This window comes from Exiguobacterium flavidum (assembly GCF_003344535.1).
GTDB classification, from domain to species: domain Bacteria; phylum Bacillota; class Bacilli; order Exiguobacteriales; family Exiguobacteriaceae; genus Exiguobacterium_A; species Exiguobacterium_A flavidum.
In genome coordinates, this window is sequence record NZ_QPKS01000009.1 from 1 (window position 1) to 19,790 (window position 19,790).

The 19,790-nt window shown below is 52.8% G+C and carries 19 protein-coding genes; 2 read left to right on the forward strand and 17 right to left on the reverse strand.

All coding sequences use genetic code 11. From position 1 onward, the window contains the following. Window positions 1-323 (reverse strand): helix-turn-helix domain-containing protein (locus DFG60_RS09530; protein ID WP_157964526.1); only part of this gene is annotated, 323 nt, incomplete at its 3' end. 215 nt (window positions 324-538) lie between these two features. After that, on the reverse strand, window positions 539-832 hold the full coding sequence (locus DFG60_RS09535; protein ID WP_114571537.1) for a hypothetical protein: 294 nt from the start codon (window positions 830-832) through the stop codon (window positions 539-541). Window positions 833-1,140: 308 nt separating this feature from the next. Here DFG60_RS09535 and DFG60_RS09540 point away from each other — a divergent pair, with 308 nt between their 5' ends. Then, window positions 1,141-1,638 (forward strand): DinB family protein, encoded by a 498-nt coding sequence (locus DFG60_RS09540; RefSeq protein WP_114571538.1) that lies wholly within the window; start codon window positions 1,141-1,143, stop codon window positions 1,636-1,638. Between the two features lie 35 nt (window positions 1,639-1,673). Continuing rightward, entirely contained in the window at window positions 1,674-2,072 is a 399-nt protein-coding gene (locus DFG60_RS09545; protein ID WP_157964522.1) for a YciI family protein, read from the forward strand. Window positions 2,073-2,102: 30 nt separating this feature from the next. On the opposite strand, the gene DFG60_RS09550 is transcribed toward DFG60_RS09545, so the two are convergent. The 15 genes from DFG60_RS09550 to DFG60_RS09620 form a co-directional block, all read right to left on the reverse strand. After that, window positions 2,103-3,551: a phytoene desaturase family protein gene (locus DFG60_RS09550; RefSeq protein WP_114571540.1), complete on the reverse strand. Its 1,449-nt coding sequence runs from the start codon at window positions 3,549-3,551 to the stop codon at window positions 2,103-2,105. Window positions 3,552-3,562: 11 nt separating this feature from the next. Further along, window positions 3,563-5,149: an alpha/beta hydrolase gene (locus DFG60_RS09555; protein WP_114571541.1), complete on the reverse strand. Its 1,587-nt coding sequence runs from the start codon at window positions 5,147-5,149 to the stop codon at window positions 3,563-3,565. 72 nt (window positions 5,150-5,221) lie between these two features. Further along, window positions 5,222-6,733: a histidine kinase N-terminal 7TM domain-containing diguanylate cyclase gene (locus DFG60_RS09560; RefSeq protein ID WP_114571542.1), complete on the reverse strand. Its 1,512-nt coding sequence runs from the start codon at window positions 6,731-6,733 to the stop codon at window positions 5,222-5,224. A 168-nt stretch (window positions 6,734-6,901) separates the two neighbouring features. After that, a complete protein-coding gene (locus DFG60_RS09565) occupies window positions 6,902-8,074 on the reverse strand; it encodes a glycine C-acetyltransferase (protein WP_114571543.1) in 1,173 nt (390 codons plus the stop codon). After that, window positions 8,074-9,162 (reverse strand): L-threonine 3-dehydrogenase, encoded by a 1,089-nt coding sequence (gene tdh / locus DFG60_RS09570; protein ID WP_114571544.1) that lies wholly within the window; start codon window positions 9,160-9,162, stop codon window positions 8,074-8,076. The genes DFG60_RS09565 and tdh overlap by 1 nt, the downstream gene beginning before the upstream one ends. A gap of 95 nt (window positions 9,163-9,257) precedes the next feature. Beyond that, window positions 9,258-10,124 (reverse strand): 2-oxoacid:ferredoxin oxidoreductase subunit beta, encoded by an 867-nt coding sequence (locus DFG60_RS09575; RefSeq protein ID WP_114571545.1) that lies wholly within the window; start codon window positions 10,122-10,124, stop codon window positions 9,258-9,260. Next, the gene (locus DFG60_RS09580) at window positions 10,111-11,862 is read right to left on the reverse strand and encodes a 2-oxoacid:acceptor oxidoreductase subunit alpha (protein WP_114571546.1); all 1,752 of its coding nucleotides are present in this window, start codon (window positions 11,860-11,862) and stop codon (window positions 10,111-10,113) included. Before DFG60_RS09580 ends, DFG60_RS09575 begins: the two co-directional genes overlap by 14 nt. A gap of 223 nt (window positions 11,863-12,085) precedes the next feature. Continuing rightward, on the reverse strand, window positions 12,086-12,346 hold the full coding sequence (locus tag DFG60_RS09585; protein WP_114571547.1) for a stage V sporulation protein S: 261 nt from the start codon (window positions 12,344-12,346) through the stop codon (window positions 12,086-12,088). A 28-nt stretch (window positions 12,347-12,374) separates the two neighbouring features. Next, the gene (locus DFG60_RS09590) at window positions 12,375-13,169 is read right to left on the reverse strand and encodes a TIGR00282 family metallophosphoesterase (protein WP_114571548.1); all 795 of its coding nucleotides are present in this window, start codon (window positions 13,167-13,169) and stop codon (window positions 12,375-12,377) included. 52 nt (window positions 13,170-13,221) lie between these two features. Next, window positions 13,222-14,775 carry a ribonuclease Y gene (gene rny, locus DFG60_RS09595; protein WP_114571549.1) on the reverse strand — a complete coding sequence of 518 codons (1,554 nt, stop codon included), beginning with the start codon at window positions 14,773-14,775 and terminating at the stop codon, window positions 13,222-13,224. A gap of 175 nt (window positions 14,776-14,950) precedes the next feature. Further along, window positions 14,951-15,991, reverse strand: a complete 1,041-nt coding sequence (gene recA, locus DFG60_RS09600; protein WP_114571550.1) for a recombinase RecA — start codon at window positions 15,989-15,991, stop codon at window positions 14,951-14,953. 113 nt (window positions 15,992-16,104) lie between these two features. Next, window positions 16,105-17,337, reverse strand: a complete 1,233-nt coding sequence (locus DFG60_RS09605; protein WP_114571551.1) for a competence/damage-inducible protein A — start codon at window positions 17,335-17,337, stop codon at window positions 16,105-16,107. Between the two features lie 61 nt (window positions 17,338-17,398). Continuing rightward, the gene (pgsA, locus tag DFG60_RS09610; RefSeq protein WP_114571552.1) at window positions 17,399-17,977 is read right to left on the reverse strand and encodes a CDP-diacylglycerol--glycerol-3-phosphate 3-phosphatidyltransferase; all 579 of its coding nucleotides are present in this window, start codon (window positions 17,975-17,977) and stop codon (window positions 17,399-17,401) included. Window positions 17,978-18,049: 72 nt separating this feature from the next. Beyond that, window positions 18,050-18,925: a helix-turn-helix domain-containing protein gene (locus tag DFG60_RS09615; protein WP_114571553.1), complete on the reverse strand. Its 876-nt coding sequence runs from the start codon at window positions 18,923-18,925 to the stop codon at window positions 18,050-18,052. Window positions 18,926-18,955: 30 nt separating this feature from the next. Continuing rightward, entirely contained in the window at window positions 18,956-19,738 is a 783-nt protein-coding gene (locus tag DFG60_RS09620) for a DUF3388 domain-containing protein (protein ID WP_114571554.1), read from the reverse strand. Window positions 19,739-19,790 lie beyond the last annotated feature (52 nt).

A 19,790-nucleotide genomic window follows, 5' to 3' on the forward strand; every position in this document is an offset into this window, starting at 1 on the left:
TAGTCGCTCTTTCTTTTGGAGCGAGGGGAAGAGGACAGCTTCTTGAAGAATCGTTTGTAGGCTGCGTCCGCGTTCATGATGGCTTGTTTGACCGCCTTGCTGGGCACTTCCTTGATCCAGGCGAACTCATCCTGCGTCGCGTGTTCGTTGTTCAACCATTTCGAGAAGTCATACCCGGAGAGGAACGAAGAAGTTGCCTCATGCGCTTCTTTATTCTTTTGAAGGTACAGGTTGTAGACATAACGACAAGTGCCGATGGTCTTATGAATCAGAATGAGTTGTCCTTCAGTCGGTCGGATCTCTGTCTTGTATGCCCTCAACAACCTCTTCATCCTCCTTCAGTTTATTTTTTGTACTTCCGAAGCTCTTGAACTGCCTCCGTTTCCAAGCGAAGCATAGCTGGGGATAGTCCAATCCTGTCCATATTCAGGTACATTCCATACCATTTGTCTATTTATTCAATTACTATTGTTCATCTCCTATCATAATCGAATCCCGGCCATGCGTGCATAGCCGGGATTCCGTATGTACTACTCGATTAGAAAATGAATTCGCCGAAGTTCTCTCCATCCCACGTTGCAGTCGCGGTCGACACGAAATAGACAAGACCCGATCCGAACGTATTCTCAAGAAGCGAGACGCGTTGCGGTCCGTTCGTCTGTTCGACGAAGGCGAGACGCACTTCCTCTTTGCCTTGATATACCCGTTCATAGACACTAAGTCCCCGCGCATTGAGGAACGTTCTGGTCTTCTCGAGTTGAATCTCACCGACTTCCGGACGTCTTTGCTTGATGAACATTTGGCACTTCTCTTCGAATAGTTGCTGATTCATGCTGCATTCTCTCCTTTATCCACATTGAAATTATTCTCTATCTGAGGTGCTTTACAGAGTATATGTTCCCAGATGTTTAATGGAATAATCTTATCAAGCCAAAATAAGTAATCTCACACTGGCGACATGAGGCGGAAGACAGGTTACGAAGGTCATGTTGAAGGTGCCTCTTCTGAAAGTCATATCTTATTCACCCATGACAAGGTTAATATTGGATTAAAAGGGGAAGTTCAATATATAACAACGAACGTGTATTCGCATCATTTTCATTTCGACTTCACTTCAAGGACAGGAGGGCTGATTGCCCGATGAACATCAAAGAACTGCTCACACAATATAGAAATGATCTCGGCACTTATTCTCTACAGGAACTTCGCCATAAAAATGAGCATGACGTCTGGTCGATCGGTCAGATGTTCGACCATATCATCGTGGTTTCGAACGAATATCTTGATAATGCGGAAGCGTGCCTTGGACAGATAGAGATACAGCCATCAGGAAAAAGTTCTTTTGGTGAGCAATTATTCCGGGAGGGTGGATTTCCAGATATCAAGATTCGTTTGCCGGATGAAATGAATACCCCTCCTAACAACTCTGACAGCCAAGCAGAGCTCACTGCCAGATTGGACAGATTGATCGAACGGACAGAGCATTTGAAGTCAATAGTCGGTTCTGCACATCCTCACCGCAAGGTAATGCATGGAGGATTAGGTTGGCTGAATGCTCAGGAATGGTTCGATTTGGTCGAAATGCATGCACGACATCACTTGCGCCAAAAAACGGAACTGGAACATTTCATCAATTGACTAACCGCATCAGCGCCGAAAGGAGACGGAAACAAATGAGATATGTATGCCTAGGATTCTTCAACCCTTCAAAAATGAACGTTCTTCCGAAAAAGGATGTCGACGCCATCATGGAGGAATGTCAGATACATCTCGAAACTCTCCAAAAAACCGATCGTTTGCTATTAGATACCGGAGTCGAACAAGAAATGAATATTTTGCGCCTGGTTGACGGGAAGATACGTGTTGAAAACATTCAACCAGGCGAACGTGAAAGAATGCTCGGAAGTGTGTTCATGCTCGAAGCTCAAGACATGGAGGACGCAATTCGAACAGCATCCCTACATCCTACCGTCCAGGTCAGCAGAGGTGAGAAGCTCGATTGGGAAATCGAAATTCACCCTATCCATCATTTCGAAATGAAGCAATCATCCGTTCCGTCAAACGATTCCTAAAATCATCAAATAGCGTCAATTGAAGTTTCATCATATGTCGACTCCGTACATTCGTGCGACGTGAATAGCCGACGTCGTTACACCAATCGTCCCTGCGCCTGGAAAAATCGTGTCGCCGATGATCGACAGACCAGATAGTCCGGTACGGAAGGACGCGGCTCGAAACAGGCTCGATCCCGGCAACTGCGGATAACCACCGACCCCTCCGTCTGGCCGGAACGTATAGCGGACCCATGCTCCAGGTCCCCCAGGCAGGCGTTCAAGCGCATGTTGATTGAATCCGGGAAACTGTCCTTCAAGAATTCGCTCAAACACTTGCTGCATCTCTTGTTCCTGAACAGCATAAAGATTTCTCTCCTTCGAAAAACGACCGATTTCGATATGACACGACATCGTCAATGTACGGTATCCCGTCGGCGCTCGATATTCGTCCCCTATTTTCGAGAGGGAGATGAAGGCGTGCCCTGAAGGCAATGTCCTGTCATGAACTTGTCTGAAGAGGGCTCCATCTTGGACAAGGTGTTCAGGAATAGCCGCATAGTAAGTGAATGTCGCCCACTGAGAGAGTTTTTGCTGATGCCGATAGGTTTTCTTCAGCATTCGTTCGATCGACGAATCGCTGATTTTCATGACGCCTTCGATCGGCATCGCGCAGATCAGTTCGTCGACGAGCTCGAACCTCCCCCGGCGGTCACTCAGCAAAAAGCCGTTTGGCACACGACGTATTCCGGTCATCTGACGCCCCATTTGTAGCTCAGCCCCGTTCTCGAGCGCCTTTTCCTTCAGGGCATCTGCAATCCGGAAAAGTCCGCCCGGAACGTAATATGCCCCGCGGTGATAGATCGTCAGAGCGATTGCTCCGAGCAAAGCGGACGCTTCGATTCCGGTCTGCATGCTGTCGAGCAGAATACCGTCGACCATTCTTTCGAACGTCGTCCCGAGTAACCCGTGACGCGCCAGCAGTGTTTTTACGGTTTGCATCAGATAAGGGGCGATCATCAATCCATCGACCGTGTGAGGAAGAAGGGCTTTGATGTCTCCTGACGTCCGGAGCGGGAGAACGGGAAGCGTCTCCATGATCGGTTCGATGCGCGAGACGATCTGATCCAACTCCTCATAAAAAGAAACGATTCCCTCTTTGTCAGCCTCAAATATCTCGCTGAGATGCTTGACGAACTTCCTCTTGTCTTTATGATAGGTGATGCGCTGTCCGTCAAGCTCGATGATCATGACTTCTCTTAACAGCTCGGCTTCTAAAGATATCCCTAGATGACTCAAGACACGTTCATGGATTCCGCCCCTCTCAAAACCCATTCCGAGCGTCGCACCAGCAGCAAAAGTGAATTCTCCCCGGCTGAACTTGCCGGCAGACCCTCCCCATTCCCTCGCTCCTTCATATACGACGACATCGTACGCCTCGCTAAGCAGCGCAGCTGCCGTCAAACCGGCAATCCCGCCTCCGATGATACCGATTCGCATGACGCTCCCCCTCAACTGTTTGAATCATCGAAAAGAAACCGCTTGATTTCCTTGAAGACCGGCTCTCTTCGATGGATCGTGAAATGATCGTACTTGTATGATTTCGTCTCGATGTTGTCCGTATAGTTCTCAAGCGCAAACGAACTATCGAGCCGGATCAGATCAAAGTCGCCTCCCTTAGCACCGAAGGAATAGACCATGACATCGCGCGGCCATGTCTCAAGCCGTTCAGTCAACGTCTGAATGACTTCGGATTTGCTAGCGAGATCGCGGATGGCCGGGCTGTTCGTATTCGTCCCATAAGGAGCAAGAACAAGGCCGAGGTCCGCATAATCGGATCCCGCAATCGGGGAATCGAGCGTGACGATTTTTCTGACATGGTAAGGTATGCTTTCTCTCAACGTATAGTTGACGATTCCGAGACCTCCCATGCTGTGACCGACTAAATTGATGTCCGTGAAGTTTGCCCGTTGCGCTTTATCGTAAGCGGCGATCGACTCCGCGATCCACTTCTCTTGTTCATCGATGCTCGCCTCATCATCTTCGAAGACGATTCGGACGAGCGGATTGCCTGTTGTCGAAGGGGCGGCCTGGCATTTCACACCGCCTTCTAGGTCGACGTCACATCGTCCGCCGTCGTCAGCCACCTTCGATTTTCGCATATGCTCGATCATCGGTAAAAATGTTCGCTCCGTCCCAAATAACCCATGCACGAGGAAAGTCGGCGTGATTTCACCTTTGGCAGAGACGACCTGCTCCGTCGGCGGAGGAGCACTGGACGAGTCAGGGGCAATCATCAGGGTGATTGTTCCGAATACGAAACAGATCAGCAACGTCACCCCGACAGTTTTGACCTGTTCGCGGCGCAGACGCCGTACCCGGTGGAACAGCCAGTATAGGAAGATGCCAAGTGCGAGCAACAAGACGATGATCGTAATGATCCAGCCGGTCGGATTCGGCACATAGGCGATCAGTTGCAACTGGTTCGCCTTCGTTCCATACAGTTTCCAGGAGACGTCGCTGTAGTTCGCCCAGTCAATCTGCTCTCCGTTCTGGAGGATGACCGCTTTTGGCGCGTGAAGATTGATTTCGATATCCGCTTGGCGAATGTAGCGATCAGCAAGCTTCTTCACTTGCCCGGTCGGTTGATATCCTTGAATGTTCAGACGGTCGATACTGAGATCGATCGTCGTATCGAGCCGGTATTTATCGAACCAGAAACCGTCCGTTTTCTTGACATCATATGTCGTATCCGGCGGAATCAGGATACCTCCGATCCCCGTCTTCCATTCGTCCTTGATTGAAGCCATGTCCTCAAGTCGGTCAAACGTCTTGACCATCTTCATCCCCTCGAAGTCATCCTTCGTCGAGAAGAGTTCCGTCTCGTATCCATTCTTTTCTGCCTGCTTCGAGAGCTTTTCCCAGTCGGGCTGCATGTTGAGCAGTCTCGCGACTGGATGCTCTTTTGCCGCGTAAGTCGTCTTCAGTGTGACGCTCTGGTCCGTGTGGATCGTCGCATCATACTTGATTCTTATGCAACCGCCAAGAAGAAGAATCAATGTACTCAATAGCAGGACGAACGACAGTCTTTTTTTCAAATCATCCCCTCCTTCTTCATCCTTTTCCCAATCATACGCGTCCTCACACGAAAAAAACAGCTGAGGTCCTCCTCAGCTGTTTTGCACGACATGCTCAGCCCAAATCGTCTGATTGCGCCCATTTCGCTTGGCCTCATACAGTGCGCTGTCCGTCCTGTGATACAGTTTCTCGAATCGCTCACCTCGGGCGAGTACTCCGCAACCGATGCTTACCGTTATTGCGATATCACTCTCCCGAGTAGTACTCTCGACGGATTTTCGAATCGTTTCCGCCTTCTTCAACAAGGACGGTTGGTCTTGTGTCGACAACAACACGCCGAACTCCTCGCCGCCGATTCGTGAAAACGCTTCGGACCCATCAAGCACGTTCTCGACGATCCGAGTGACGAGACAGATCACCTCGTCGCCCTTTTGATGTCCATACGTGTCGTTCACTTGTTTGAAGTGATCGATGTCGAAGAGGATCAACCCGCAGCCGTCGCCACGGTCGAGCGACAGCTCGACACGATCCTGAAATGCTCTCCGGTTGAGGAGGCCGGTCAACGGATCGGTTTCGGCAAGACGCCGGAGGAGCTGCTCTTCACGCACCTCACTCGTCCGGTCACTCAGCATCAGGATTAGCGCGCTCTCCATCCCGGCATGTGCCTTTAATGGAATCAGCTGCATCTCGAAGACCCGTTCATCGATTTCAAATCCGACTGTCGTCTTCTCGCGTGAGGTGATCGCCTTCTTGATCAGCGGATGGTCATTGACGAAGTGCAGCATCGAGATGCCGATTCGAAGTGGACCAAGCTTCTCAAGGAAGTGCTCCGCCGAAGGGTTGAAGTCGACGATCTTCAGATTGCCGTCAAGCAACATGATCGGCTCCTTCAAATGATCGACGATGACGCTCCTTGCAATCGGTATGACTTTGAGAAGCTGATGTCGGTACGCCTGGTTGAACAGCAGTACGACGAATGGGAACGAGAGCGTCGACAACGGAAGAATGTCTGCGAGGTATGTACTTCCAAGCCGGAAGGCCGCGAGTAATGAGATCGCAATCAGCGAGAAGGCGAACGCAAGATAATTTTTCTTTTGCGCCGTCCCGATCCTGAACGCTTCGATGACGAGCATGATGATCCCGATCACACACAGCAATAGCCCGGACAGCAGGAGTATCGTATTAAGTGGTGTTCGGACGACCTCGATCACCTTTTCGCCTGCCCCCTCCAGCCGAACATAGGAACGCATCAAGCCATGATATCGATCCGTGAAGATGAGGACGACCGCCGTGACGAACGGCATGAGAATGAACATGCTCGCCGTACCGAGCGGTTTTCCAATCAGCCTTCGGATGAGTCCGTATACGATGACAGGTGCGAGAAACACTCCGATTTGCTGGACATTTCGGCCAAACAGCTTCCATTCGAACGTATCCGTCCGCAATTCGATATAGCTTCCTACCGACCAAGTGAACAATAGCAACATCAACGAGCTGAACCAGCCGCTGATCTCTGATTCCCTTCTGAAACGCAAGGAGTGGAGCAATAGGAAGGACATACCGATCATCGGTCCGAACCAGATTGCTTCTTTGATATATTCCATCCCAAATCGCCTCTTTCTCTCTATATGCCAAAAGACCTATTCCTGATAGTTCCATATTACCCCTTTCATTGGCATATGACCAGATGAAATTCTGATTGCCCGTTTGGACATCTTCCATCGTTCAGCAAGAAAGGCCGCCTCCAAAGGGAAGCAGCCTCTCATCTTTCTTTAAATCAATCCGAGTTCCTTGCCAGCCTTTTCAAAAGCAGCCAGTGCTTGCTCAAGATCCTCCTGCGTGTGTTCTGCCGTTACGATCGTCCGGACACGTGCTTTTCCTTTCGCTACGGTCGGGAAGGCAATCCCTTGCGCGAACACCCCGAGTTCACGGAGACGGTCAGACAGCTTGTGACAGAGTGCTTCGTCGCCGACGATGACCGGCGTGATCGGCGTCGTCGACGTTCCGATGTCGAAACCGAGCGCGCGGAGCCCTTCCTTGAAGAACGCCGTGTTCGACCAGAGACGATCAAACAACTCGACCTCTTCCTCCATCACGCGGAGCGCTTCCCGGTTCGCTTCGACGACAGCCGGTGGATGCGATGTCGAGAACAGGAACGAGCGTCCCTTGTGAATCAGGTAATCCTTGACGTGCTGCTCACAAGCGACGTACCCGCCGAGTACTCCGATTGCTTTCGAGAGTGTGCCGACTTGAAGGGCCACGCGTCCGTCGAGCCCGAAGTGATTGACTGTTCCCCGGCCATTCTTCCCGAGGACACCTGAAGCGTGTGCATCGTCGACCATCACGAGTGCATCATACTTCTCTGCGAGCTCGACGATCTCAGGAAGGGGCGCGATGTTCCCGTCCATCGAGAAGACGCCGTCCGTGACGACGAGACGCGTTCTCGCGTCCTGCGTCTCCTGTAGCGCAGCTTCGAGATCCTTCAGATCGACGTGCTTGTAGATACGGCGCTTCGCCTTCGTCAGGCGAATTCCATCGATGATCGAGGCATGGTTCAACTCATCCGAGATGACGACATCTTCCGGGCTGAGGAGCGCCGATAGCACACCGAGATTCGTCGCATATCCCGATTGGAATACGAGAGCAGCTTCCGTATGCTTGAACGTCGCGAGCTCCCGTTCGAAATCGTCATGCATCTTCAGCGTTCCGGCAATCGTCCGGACGGATCCGGTACCGGCACCGAACTCAAGTGCCGCTTCGCACGCTTTTTTTGCGAGGCGCGGATGCGCAGCCAGGCCGAGGTAGTTGTTCGAAGACAGCTGAATCAGTTCCTTGCCGTCGATCGTGACGCGATTATGTTGCGCGCTTTCGAGTGGTACGAGCTTACGGAACGTGCCTGCATTTCTCATTTCATCCAGTTCTAGTTTCAAATGTTCGAATCCCATCAGTTTCGTCCCCCTGGTTGTAGTACGACTTTACCGCATTTTCCCTGACGCATCAGTTCGAAGCCTTCCTCGAACCGCTCGATCGGCAACGTGTGTGTGATGAGCGGAGCGACATCGACCTTGCCACTCGACAGGAAGGCAGATACCTGGCTCCACGTCTCATACATTTTGCGTCCCGTGATACCTTGGACACGGATTCCCTTGAAGACGACGTGGTTGGTCAGATCGATTTCGACAGGTTTCGTCGGCAACGACAGGATGTTGACATCCCCACCTGCCGTCACCATCTCGAACGCTTGCTTGATCGCGACCGGATGCCCGCTCATCTCACAGACGACATCGATTCCGTCGCCGTCCGTCATCCGCATCACCCGCTCGAGCACATCCTCGTGCCGAGAGTCGATCGTCACGTCAGCGCCCATCTTCTTGGCAAGCTCGAGCCGGTACGAGTTGACATCGATCGCGACGACCTCTGCCGCGCCTGCCGCTTTCGCGACACTGATCGCCATCAGGCCGATGGGACCGCAGCCGACGATTGCGACCGTCTTTGCGCTGACATCGCTCGCGAGAACGGTATGGACCGCGTTCCCCATCGGCTCTTGAATCGAAGCGACACCTGCAGGCATCTCTTCCGGGTTGACCCACAGGTTTTCTTCCGGCATGACGACATACTCTGCGAAACAGCCTTGCGTATCGACGCCGATGATTTTCGTGTTCTTGCAGATATGATACTGACCGCGAAGACACTGTTTGCACTGGTGACAGACGATGTGCGTCTCGGCCGATACACGGTCTCCGAGTTTGATCCGCTTCGCCCCTTCACCGAGTTCGACGACCTTCCCGGAAAATTCGTGTCCGAAGACATAGGGCGGATTGACACGCGAAGCAGCCCACGCATCCCATTCATAGATATGGACGTCTGTACCGCAAATCGACGTCGCTTCGACCTGAATCAAGACTTCCCCCCGGCCCGGCTTCGGAATCGGTACTTCTTTGAGGACCGCTCCGTAGGCACGCTCCTCCTTGACGAGTGCTTTCATCGTCTTCGTCTTGATGGTCTCCGTCTCAAGTGCTGTCTGTTTTGTCATTTCCCTCAAACCCCTTCTTGAATGAAGCATTCCCGCATCTTTTTATCTGTTCCGGGAGCGCGTCATTTCTGGACTAGTCAGCATGCCGTTCGTGTTCACATGAATTCTGCCGCGAGACCTGCGAACGTCTCCTCGTTCAGCTCGAGATCTGCATAAGTGAGTCCTTTTTCCTGATAACCTGTCACTTGCGACTGGTAGTCTGGACGTGAAGCATCCTGATAGATCAGTCCCATGACGAGTCCCTCATGTTCATGGACGACCTTCTTCGCCTGATCGAGATCAGTCGGATCATATCCTTCGATCTCATCAAGCTTCGTCAAGTTCTGTTTGAACCAGTCATAGGTGTTGACCTTGTTGAACGTCACACATGGACTGAAGACGTTGATGAAAGCGAATCCTTTGTGGTTGACGGCCTGCTCGATCAGGCTCGTCAATCCCTTCAAGTCGTTTGAGAAGCTCTGCGCAACGAATGTCGCACCCGATGTGAGCGCGAGCTCGACAGGCGAGATGCTCTTTTCGATCGAACCCTTCGGTGTCGTCTTCGTCTTGAAACCGGGAGCGGACGTCGGAGACGTCTGCCCTTTCGTCAATCCATAGATCTGATTGTCCATGACGATATACGTCATGTCGATGTTTCGTTTGAAGGCGTGGATCGTGTGTCCCATGCCGATCGCGAAACCATCGCCGTCGCCGCCTGACGCGATGACCGTCAACTCGCGGTTCGCCATCTTGACGCCTTGGGCGATCGGGAGAGAACGGCCGTGGACGCCGTGGAAACCGTAGGTGTTGATATAGCCGGAGATGCGACCGGAACAGCCGATCCCTGAGATGAGCGCAAGATCTTCCGGCTCAAGTCCGATACCGGCGACGGCGCGCTGGATAGCTGCCTGAATCGAGAAATCTCCGCAACCCGGGCACCAGTTCGGCTTCACATCATTCCGGAAATCTTTAAACGTTGCCATGATAGATGCCCCCCATCTGGACCTGTTCTACCACTTCAGCCGGGTAGAACGGGTCACCGTTGAATTTAAGGATATGTTCGATTTTCTCTGCAAATCCGCAGTTCATCTTGATCAGCTTCGCGAGCTGACCTGTCGCGTTATACTCGACGACGACGACCTTCTTCGCCCGTTCGAGGTGCGGGCGGACGATTTCCGCAGGGAAGGGGTGGAGCTGTCGGATGTGGAGATGGTTCACCTTGATACCTGCTGCTTCGAGGCGGGGCATGACTTCTTCGATCGTCCCGCGTGTCGAGTTGAATCCGACGAACAGAATGTCTGGATCGTCATGCAGCACAGTCTCAAGTACGGCATCCTTCATCCGGAAACTGTTCAGCTTACGAAGACGCTTGTTCATCTGGTCGACGCGGTTCTTCGTCGCTTCCGACGGTCGTCCCTCTTCATTGTGCTCGACTCCGGTGACGTGATGGATCCCATGCTTCGTACCCGGGAGGACGCGCGGACTGATTCCGTCTTCCGTCACTTCATAACGCTTGAAATACGCCTTCCCCTCGAGTTTCGGCAGCTCTCCTTGCAAGAGCTTGCCGCGGCGGATCTCGACCTTGTTCACGTTGAGCGGTTCGACCGACTGTTTGCCGAGTGAAAGCATGAGGTCTGTCAAGAGGATGACCGGACACTGATACTCTTCAGCGATATTGAAAGCTTCCGCCGCGTCATAGAATGCTTCCTCGACCGTCGACGGTGCAAGCACGACTTTCGGAATCTCCCCATGCGTGTTATAGATCATCGCGAGCAAGTCCGACTGTTCCTGCTTCGTCGGCAGACCAGTCGAAGGACCGCCCCGCTGTGTATCGACGATGACGAGCGGCGTCTCCGTCATCCCGGATAAGCCGATCGCTTCTGCCATCAGCGAGAGACCCGGTCCTGCTGAAGCCGTCAGCGCCCGTACGCCGGCATAGTTCGCACCGATCGCCATCGTCACGGCAGCCAGTTCGTCTTCAGTTTGAACGACCGTCCCGCCGAAGTTCGGGAGTGCCTTGATCAAATATTCCATGATCTCGGATGACGGTGTGATCGGGTAGGCCGCCATGAGACGCGCTCCCCCTGCGACAGCTCCGAGCGCGATCGCATCATTTCCGATCATGTACATGCGTTGTTTCCCGTCAGCCGGCGCGAGGATGAAGCGTTCTGCGTCACGCGCCGCCGTCTCGAACGCTTTCGCGCCTTCCTTGATCGCGTTCAAGTTCTTTGCGACCATCTCTGGACCCTTTTTACCGAAAATCTGTTCGACGACCGCTTGGAAGCGTTCAATCGGTATGCCGAGTATCGCACTCGAGGCACCGATCGCGACCATGTTCTTCATAAGGGAAGTGCCGAGTTCCGCCGCAATCTCCGTAAAAGCGATTGGATAAAGTGCAGCTCGCGCCTCATCCGGATTGACCGGATTGAACTTTGCGTCGGCGATGATGATCGCACCTTCCTTCAGCTCATGGAAGTTGACGTCGATCGTCTCCTGATCGAACGCGACGAGGATGTCGAGATCGTCAGCGACCGTTCTGACCTCATGCGTCGCGACGCGGATTTTATTGTTCGTATGCCCTCCCTTGATTCGGGACGAGAAATGCCGGTAGCCGTAAAGATAGTAGCCGAGACGATTGAGGGCGATTGCGAAAATCTCCCCCGTCGACTCGATTCCTTCCCCTTGCTGGCCGCCCACTTTCCACGATAATTGATCGTACATGTGCGAGTCCTCCCTTTTCGTTTCCCTGTTTTTCTTTCTCTGTTTCTAGTTCACCCTATTTCATGATACCGATTCAACGAGCTGACTTCAATGCCTGCTTCAACCTTATCGCGCGAATCGTTGGCTTGCCTTTACTTTGGAACGACATTGACAAAAAAAGACAGCCTACTCTCGCCGAGTAGGCTGTCTTCGTCTTGGCTGGACCGATGTCCACAGGCACTGCTTATCTGGGCTCGATGATCAGTTTGATTGCCGTCCGTTCCTCTCCATCAATCATGATGTCGGTGAATGCCGGGATACAAATCAAGTCGATGCCGGTCGGCGCCACGAAACCGCGCGCGATGGCGACGGCCTTCACGGACTGGTTCAATGCCCCTGCTCCGATTGCCTGTATCTCGACTGCACCTTTCTCCCGAAGAACCCCTGCGAGCGCACCGGCGACCGCGTTGGGATTCGACTTAGCTGATACTTTCAGGACGTCCATGCATGTACCTCCCAGCCGGATTAAGTTGTCAATCGAAGAAAATGGATTGATCCGTCAGATGGATGCGCTCGATTTTCGTCGCACGCTTCGTTGCGTCATCGATATGAATCAGAACTCCATTTAACTGTTCCCGCCCGCTCGCCACTTCAAACCGTGTCGGAAGCTGAGTCTTGAACTTTCGAAGGACATCTTCCTTGCGCATTCCGAGCACGCCGTCGAGCGGTCCGGTCATGCCGACGTCTGAAATATAGGCCGTCCCGCCTTCGAGAACGCGCTCGTCAGCCGTCTGGACATGGGTGTGCGTACCGACGACGGCTTGTACACGCCCGTCCAGATGATACCCCATCGCGATCTTCTCGCTCGTAGCCTCCGCGTGCATATCGACGAAGATGGCATCCACGTCACCTTCGACCTCGCTGATCAATTCGTCAGCCATACGGAACGGACAGCGGAGTGCAGGCAGAAATACCGTACCTTGAAGGTTGATGACGGCGAGCTTCTTTCCATTCGCCTTGACGATCATCATACCGCGTCCAGGCGTTCCTTCCGGATAGTTGGCAGGTCGGACCATCTTGTCCGCCCCATCGATCCAGTCGAAGATGTCCTTGTTGTCGAACGTATGATTCCCCATCGTGATTCCATGATACCCGAGCTCGAGCATCTGATGATAGATCGCCTTCGTGATACCGCGGCCATGTGCCGCGTTCTCGCCGTTGACGATCATGAACGTTGGGTTGTATTTAGCCTTCAAGCGGCTCGTGAATTGCTCCAGTATATGACGTCCCGGCGAACCGACGACATCCCCGACGAATAAAATCTTCATCTCTCTGTCTCCTTTAAATGAAAAAGAGTGGCGGTCGCCCGCCACTCCCCTTTTATTTCGCGTATTCGACTGCACGCGTCTCCCGAATGACCGTGACCTTGATGTGGCCAGGGTAGTCGAGCTCTTCTTCGATTTTCTTCCGGATGTCGCTCGCCATCTTATGCGCGAGGACGTCGTCGACGACATCTGGTCGGACGATGATTCGGACCTCGCGACCCGCTTGGATCGCAAATGATTTTTCTACGCCTTCGAACGACTCGGAAATTTCCTCAAGGCGTTCTAAACGGCGGATGTAGCTCTCGAGCGTCTCTTGACGTGCGCCTGGACGAGCTGCTGACAATGCGTCGGCTGCTGCGACGAGCACCGAGATGACGGATGTCGCTTCCGTATCTCCATGGTGCGAGGCGATCGCGTTGATGACGACCGGGTGCTCCTTGTACTTCGTACCGAGTTCGACACCGATCTCGACGTGGCTTCCTTCGACTTCGTGGTCGATCGCCTTACCGATATCGTGAAGAAGTCCTGCGCGCTTCGCGAGCGTGACGTCTTCTCCGAGCTCAGCGGCCATCATACCCGCGAGGTGTGCGACCTCGAGCGAATGGAACAACACGTTCTGCCCGTAGCTCGTCCGGTACTTCAGGCGGCCGAGAATTTTGACGAGGTCCGGGTGGATTCCATGGATGCCGACGTCATACGTCGCTTCCTCACCGATTTCCCGGATTCGTTCGTCGACTTCACGGCGTGATTTGTCGACCATCTCCTCGATTCGAGCCGGATGAATCCGACCGTCCTGAACGAGTTTCTCGAGTGCCATCTTCGCCACTTCACGGCGAATCGGATCGAATCCTGAAAGGATGACTGCTTCCGGCGTGTCGTCGATGATGAGATCGATGCCTGTCAACGTCTCGAGCGTCCGGATGTTCCGGCCTTCCCGGCCGATGATCCGGCCTTTCATCTCGTCATTCGGCAAGTTGACGACGGAGACCGTCGTTTCTGCGATATGCTCGGCGGCGAACCGCTGAATCGCAAGCGAAAGGATATTGCGGGCTTTTTTGTCCGCTTCTTCCTTCGCCTTTTGTTCGATTTCTTTTTGAAGAAGTGCTGCCTCGTGTAGTGCAGCTTGTTTCGTCTCATCCATGATGATGGCTCGTGCCTCGTCTCGCGAAAGATTCGCGACGCGTACGAGCTCTTGGCGTCCCTGTTCGTACAGGTCCTCTACTTTGCGTTCCAGCTCTTCCGCTTGCTGCTTCCGTTTCAGAATCTCTGCTTCACGTACATCGATTTGCTCTTCCTTTCGGTCAAGCGAGTCAACGCGGCGATCGAGTGTTTCTTCCTTCTGGAGCAGACGTGCTTCTTGTTTCGCCAACTCTTGACGACGTTCTCTGAGTTCCTTCTCTACTTCATTCCGTAGTTTAAAGGATTCATCCTTCGCTTCAAGTAATGCTTCTTTTTTCGTTGCTTCAGCAGCAGCCTGCGCTCGTTCGACGATTTTTGTCGCTTCTGTTTCCGCGCCTTGGATTTTTGCTTCAGCCAGCGATTTTCGCAAGAAGTAGCCTACGATGAAAGCAATTGGCAAAGAGAGGAGTAAAATCAACCAAGTATCCATGGGTTCACCTCCCCTTTGCAAGGTGTTTCTTAGTTCATTTCGGAAGTTCTTCGAATCATGTCTAAAAAACGTACATCTATATTGTAAGGATAGCAATCATTCATTGTCAACGAACGTGCAGACAACTGTATACAAAAAAGCGAAGAAATTCCTCAGAATCCCTTCGCACAGTACATTATTCAGCAAAAAGGTCGTTCGTCACCGGTTCGACGTCCTCATCAAGGTTCGGTTCGCCGAGTCCATGATGCTCGCGAATCAAACGTTCGACTTCCTCACCGACTTCTGGATGTTCGACGAGGTACTGTTTCGCGTTTTCGCGGCCTTGACCGAGACGCTCCTCATTATACGAATACCATGCACCGCTCTTCTGAACGATATCGAGGTCAGTACCGATGTCGATCAACTCACCGACTTTAGAGATTCCTTGTCCGTACATGATGTCGACTTCTGCCTGCTTGAACGGAGGCGCAATCTTGTTCTTGACGACTTTGATCTTCGTCTTGTTACCGACGATGTCCGTGCCGTTCTTGAGCGCTTCAGCGCGACGCACTTCTAGACGTACAGACGAATAGAATTTGAGCGCGCGTCCGCCCGGTGTCGTTTCCGGGTTACCGAACATGACACCGATCTTCTCACGGATCTGGTTGATGAAGATGACGATCGTCTTCGATTTGTTCGTAGCACCTGAGAGCTTACGGAGCGCCTGGCTCATCAGTCGTGCCTGAAGACCGACGTGTGAGTCACCCATTTCGCCTTCAATCTCAGCCTTCGGGACGAGAGCCGCGACCGAGTCGACGACGAGGATGTCGACGGCACCTGAGCGAACGAGCGCCTCTGCGATTTCAAGTGCTTGCTCACCTGTGTCTGGTTGAGACAGGAGCAATTCGTCGATGTTGACACCAAGCTTGTTCGCATATGCCGGGTCGAGCGCATGCTCTGCATCGATGAAAGCCGCTTGGCCGCCTTGTTTTTGTACTTCAGCGATCGCATGGAGTGCGACCGTCGTCTTACCTGAGGACTCTGGTCCATATACTTCAATGACGCGGCCACGCGGGTAACCGCCTGCGCCAAGTGCAATATCTAATGTAATCGATCCGGAAGAGATGACTGATACTTTTTGATCAGCATTTTCTCCAAGTTTCATGATTGAACCTTTACCAAATTGCTTCTCGATCTGGCGTAACGCCATCTCGAGTGCTGCTTTACGATCACTCACGTAGCAGGCCTCCTTTGTTTATCTTACCTGTGATTATTGTACTTCTTTTGAGACAGGAACACAAGCGATAAACGAACATTTATTCGTATATTAATTATGCCGCATTTTCTTTTTCATGCGTTTTTTCGGTTAAGCAACTTGTATAACCAGAAGTAGCCATCTTTAACGGCTCGCAAACGAATCATAGAGCGGTCTGACGAAGCGTAGTGGAATGTGCGGACGACCACATCGTCCGGGGTGGCGATCGCGCAACAGACCGTCCCTACTTTTACGCCGCTTCCACTGTCAGGTCCCGCCTCTCCTGTGAAGGCGATGGCATAGTCACTTTGAAACGCCTCTTTCGCACCTGCAGCCATTTGAATGGCGACCGCCTCACTGACGACCCCTTCCGTGTCGATAAGGGACGACTCGACAGCGAGCAGCTTTTCCTTCGCTTGCCGGTCATAGGCAACGACACTGCCGCGAAACACGCTGCTCACGCCGGCGAGATCCGTCAATCCCTTCGCGAACATTCCGCCAGTCAACGACTCAGCTGCAGCAAGTGTCGCATTCTCCGCTCTCAACGAGGAATGGACGACTCCAGGCAAGGATGCTTCATCATGACCATAGAAATACTCACCCGCGACGGCGTGAATCTCCGTTTCGACCTGATCGAGCATCAATCTGGCCTCTTCCTCACTGTTCGCCTTCGCTGTCAGACGAAGGCGTACTTCGGCAAGGTCGGCGTATGGGGCGATCGACGGATTCGCTGCGGTACGAATCTGTTCCTTCAGCAAATCGTTCAGCGCAGATTCGCCGATGCCGAAGAATCGGAGCGTCCGCGACTGGATCGTCTCCTTGCCGAGCAAGTGCGAGAAATGGTCGGAAAGGATTCTCTTCATCTCGCGCGGCACGCCAGGCAACAGGATGAACTGCTTATCCTGATCCTTTATGACGATCCCGGGCGCGAGACCCGCTTCATTCGAGAGGACTTCTCCCCCTTCGATGACGAGCGCCTGCTTCCGGTTTCCTTCCGTCACCTGTAAGGATCGACCTTTGAAGAACCTTTCGATTTTTTCATATGCGGGCGCATCGAGTACGAGCTTCCGACCGAGCATCTCAGCGAGCACCTCTTTCGTAAGGTCGTCCTCCGTCGGACCGAGCCCTCCAGTGATGACGATCAGGTCCGCCCTGCTTCTTGCAAGCTCGAAGCTCTCCTTCATCCGCTCAGCATTATCACCGACGACAGAATGATAATAGACACCGATACCGCACGTCGCGAGCCATTCTGAAAGATATTGTGCATTCGTGTTCGCGATCTCCCCGAGTAGCAGTTCGCTGCCGACAGCTATGATTTCTCCACGCATCGCGTTTCCCCCCGTTCCTGAAATTAAGAAAAGGCTGCTCGTCTAGCGAACAGCCTGAGCATCACATCGATTTCGTGATGAGTTTAATATTTTTTGCGAAATACTCCACACCGGAATAAATCGTCAGAATCAATGCGAGCCACATCGTGATGTCCGCGAACGGGATCCCGACGAGAGCGAATCCGACGTCATGCAGGAGATAAGCGATGATCGACGTCAATTGTACCCACGTCTTCGCTTTTCCTGAATTACCGGCAGCAAGGACGATTCCTTCATCAGATGCGACGAGGCGAAGTCCCGTCACTGCGAATTCACGGCAAATGATGATCACGACGATCCAGGCAGCGACGAAGTCGAGCTCGACGAGATAGACGAGTGCCGCCGTGACAAGCATCTTGTCAGCGAGCGGATCCATGAACTTTCCGAAGTTCGTGATCAATTTATGCTTACGGGCCAAGTGGCCATCGAACCAATCCGTGATGGCGGCAACCGAGAAAATCATAGCTGCTACGAAATGGCTGACCGGCAACTCAGCGCCGAGCACGTCCCAGGTGCCCCAATCCGGGTCGAATGCAAGAACTGCGACGAAAATCGGGATGAGCAGCATCCGCAGGACAGTCAGTTTATTGGGTAAGTTCATTTCGGAATTCTTCCTCCTTCTGCCACGATGGCGTTTGCCAATCTCTCGGCAAACGTAAAGAAAGCACTCCGATCAAGGAGCTACTTTCTTTACGTAGATGTTCTGGACCATCAATCCTGTATCAAGCTTCAACGCTTGTCCATTGACGGTGATTTCCTCGATTCCCTTGATCGATCCGACCCGAATTCGAATCAAATTCGTTTTCGCATCATTGACGACCATCGGGTTCTTATCCGAAGCACTGATGTGATCCGGAGCGAGCGCTGGCCCTTCGAGTGACGTATCACGAATGCCTACGAACGGCGAAGGGTTTGCATCTTTCTTGATCGCGACTTTGACATCGAGAAGCTCATCCGTCTTGATTTCGTACGTGACATCCTGGCCGACTGTCGTTTTTGGGGCGAGAGGCTTCTTGACTTCCTCTTTTACCTCTTCTTTCGGTTCCTCGGCCGGTTTCTCCGCCGGTTCCTCCGTCTTCTCTTCCGGAGCATCCTTCTCCTCGACCGTCACTTTCGGTTCAGGCGTAGATGAGGTGCTCGGCTCGGCACTGTTGCCGAGGTTCTGGATGAACCACCAGATGCCGACGCCGATTCCGACGATCAAGGCAATGATGATGATGTTTGGAATCCATCGCTTCGCGACGCTCTTCTTCGGGGCGGTCGACTTCGAATATGTCGCACGTCGCGACAATTCGACTGCCGGCTGAGCTTCCGGTTCGGGCAGGTCGCGCCGATATGTCGAGAAGACTTCATCGACGTCGAGCCCGAGCGCTTCCGCATAGGTCTTGATGAATGCGCGCGCATAGAACGCACCAGGGAGCTTATCATATTCCCCCTCCTCGATTGCGAGGAGATAGCGTTTTTGAATTTTCGTCGTGCTTTGGACTTGTTCTAATGAGACGCCAAGTGCTTCTCGCTGTTCCTTTAAGTAGGCTCCGAGCTCGGTCATCGGTAACACACCTTCCATAATTTCAATTGCTTATTCAAAGTTGAACCACCCGTTCTGTTCCTCGGTCCGGGGGGCTTCAGTGATGATGATCTCATCGGTCGTGTGGCGTAATTCGATGATGTAATCGAAATCCTCCCACGTATACTCGCTCGACTTGACGAACGCATCCGGGTGCTCTACGATTTTCGGAGCTGGCAGACGCATCACTTCCCGAAGGATCTGCCAATGCCGTTCATCGAAATGCCGCTGCGAGACCAGTGCATCGATGATGTAGACATAATCCCCGCTCCGTTCGTCATCGAACAGGGATGTGCGGACGGTCTGTTTGATCAGTGTCGAGGAGAGGAACAACCATTTCTTGTTCGCGCTGACGCTCGCAGCGACGATCGACTCCGTCTTGCCGACACGCGGCATGCCGCGCACACCGATCAGCCGATGGCCGTCCTGCTTGAAAAGCTCTGCCATGAAATCGACGAGAATCCCCAGGTCTTCCCGCACGAAGCGGAACGTCTTCCTGTCATCGCTGTCGTGATCGATGTAACGCCCGTGCCGGATAGCGATCCGGTCGCGCAACTTCGGACGACGAAGCTTCAAAACCTCGATTGTCGGCATCGTCTTCAGAATGGCGGAAAGGCGAGGCATCTGATCTGCCTGCTTCGTTTGAAGCAGCATCCCTCGGCGCTGATGATCGACGCCGTTGATCGTCACGATCGAAATATGTAGCATCCCCATGAGCGAGGCGATATCCCCGAGTATACCTGGCCGGTTCACCTTTAATTCGTACTCGAGATACCACTGTTCAAGCTCACCCATCGCCGTCCCTCCATTCCTCGTCTATCCATTCCTCATCTTAAATGATTTTCAA

What these genes read in the sequence shown, in the direction of transcription:
- DFG60_RS09535 (WP_114571537.1), bottom strand. Translation starts at nt 832, where the DNA reads ATGAATCAGCAACTATTCGAAGAGAAGTGCCAAATGTTCATCAAGCAA.
- DFG60_RS09540 (WP_114571538.1), top strand. Translation starts at nt 1,141, where the DNA reads ATGAACATCAAAGAACTGCTCACACAATATAGAAATGATCTCGGCACT.
- DFG60_RS09545 (WP_157964522.1), top strand. Translation starts at nt 1,674, where the DNA reads ATGAGATATGTATGCCTAGGATTCTTCAACCCTTCAAAAATGAACGTT.
- DFG60_RS09550 (WP_114571540.1), bottom strand. Translation starts at nt 3,551, where the DNA reads ATGCGAATCGGTATCATCGGAGGCGGGATTGCCGGTTTGACGGCAGCT.
- DFG60_RS09560 (WP_114571542.1), bottom strand. Translation starts at nt 6,733, where the DNA reads ATGGAATATATCAAAGAAGCAATCTGGTTCGGACCGATGATCGGTATG.
- DFG60_RS09565 (WP_114571543.1), bottom strand. Translation starts at nt 8,074, where the DNA reads ATGGGATTCGAACATTTGAAACTAGAACTGGATGAAATGAGAAATGCA.
- tdh (WP_114571544.1), bottom strand. Translation starts at nt 9,162, where the DNA reads ATGACAAAACAGACAGCACTTGAGACGGAGACCATCAAGACGAAGACG.
- DFG60_RS09575 (WP_114571545.1), bottom strand. Translation starts at nt 10,124, where the DNA reads ATGGCAACGTTTAAAGATTTCCGGAATGATGTGAAGCCGAACTGGTGC.
- DFG60_RS09580 (WP_114571546.1), bottom strand. Translation starts at nt 11,862, where the DNA reads ATGTACGATCAATTATCGTGGAAAGTGGGCGGCCAGCAAGGGGAAGGA.
- DFG60_RS09585 (WP_114571547.1), bottom strand. Translation starts at nt 12,346, where the DNA reads ATGGACGTCCTGAAAGTATCAGCTAAGTCGAATCCCAACGCGGTCGCC.
- DFG60_RS09590 (WP_114571548.1), bottom strand. Translation starts at nt 13,169, where the DNA reads ATGAAGATTTTATTCGTCGGGGATGTCGTCGGTTCGCCGGGACGTCAT.
- rny (WP_114571549.1), bottom strand. Translation starts at nt 14,775, where the DNA reads ATGGATACTTGGTTGATTTTACTCCTCTCTTTGCCAATTGCTTTCATC.
- DFG60_RS09605 (WP_114571551.1), bottom strand. Translation starts at nt 17,337, where the DNA reads ATGCGTGGAGAAATCATAGCTGTCGGCAGCGAACTGCTACTCGGGGAG.
- pgsA (WP_114571552.1), bottom strand. Translation starts at nt 17,977, where the DNA reads ATGAACTTACCCAATAAACTGACTGTCCTGCGGATGCTGCTCATCCCG.
- DFG60_RS09615 (WP_114571553.1), bottom strand. Translation starts at nt 18,925, where the DNA reads ATGACCGAGCTCGGAGCCTACTTAAAGGAACAGCGAGAAGCACTTGGC.
- DFG60_RS09620 (WP_114571554.1), bottom strand. Translation starts at nt 19,738, where the DNA reads ATGGGTGAGCTTGAACAGTGGTATCTCGAGTACGAATTAAAGGTGAAC.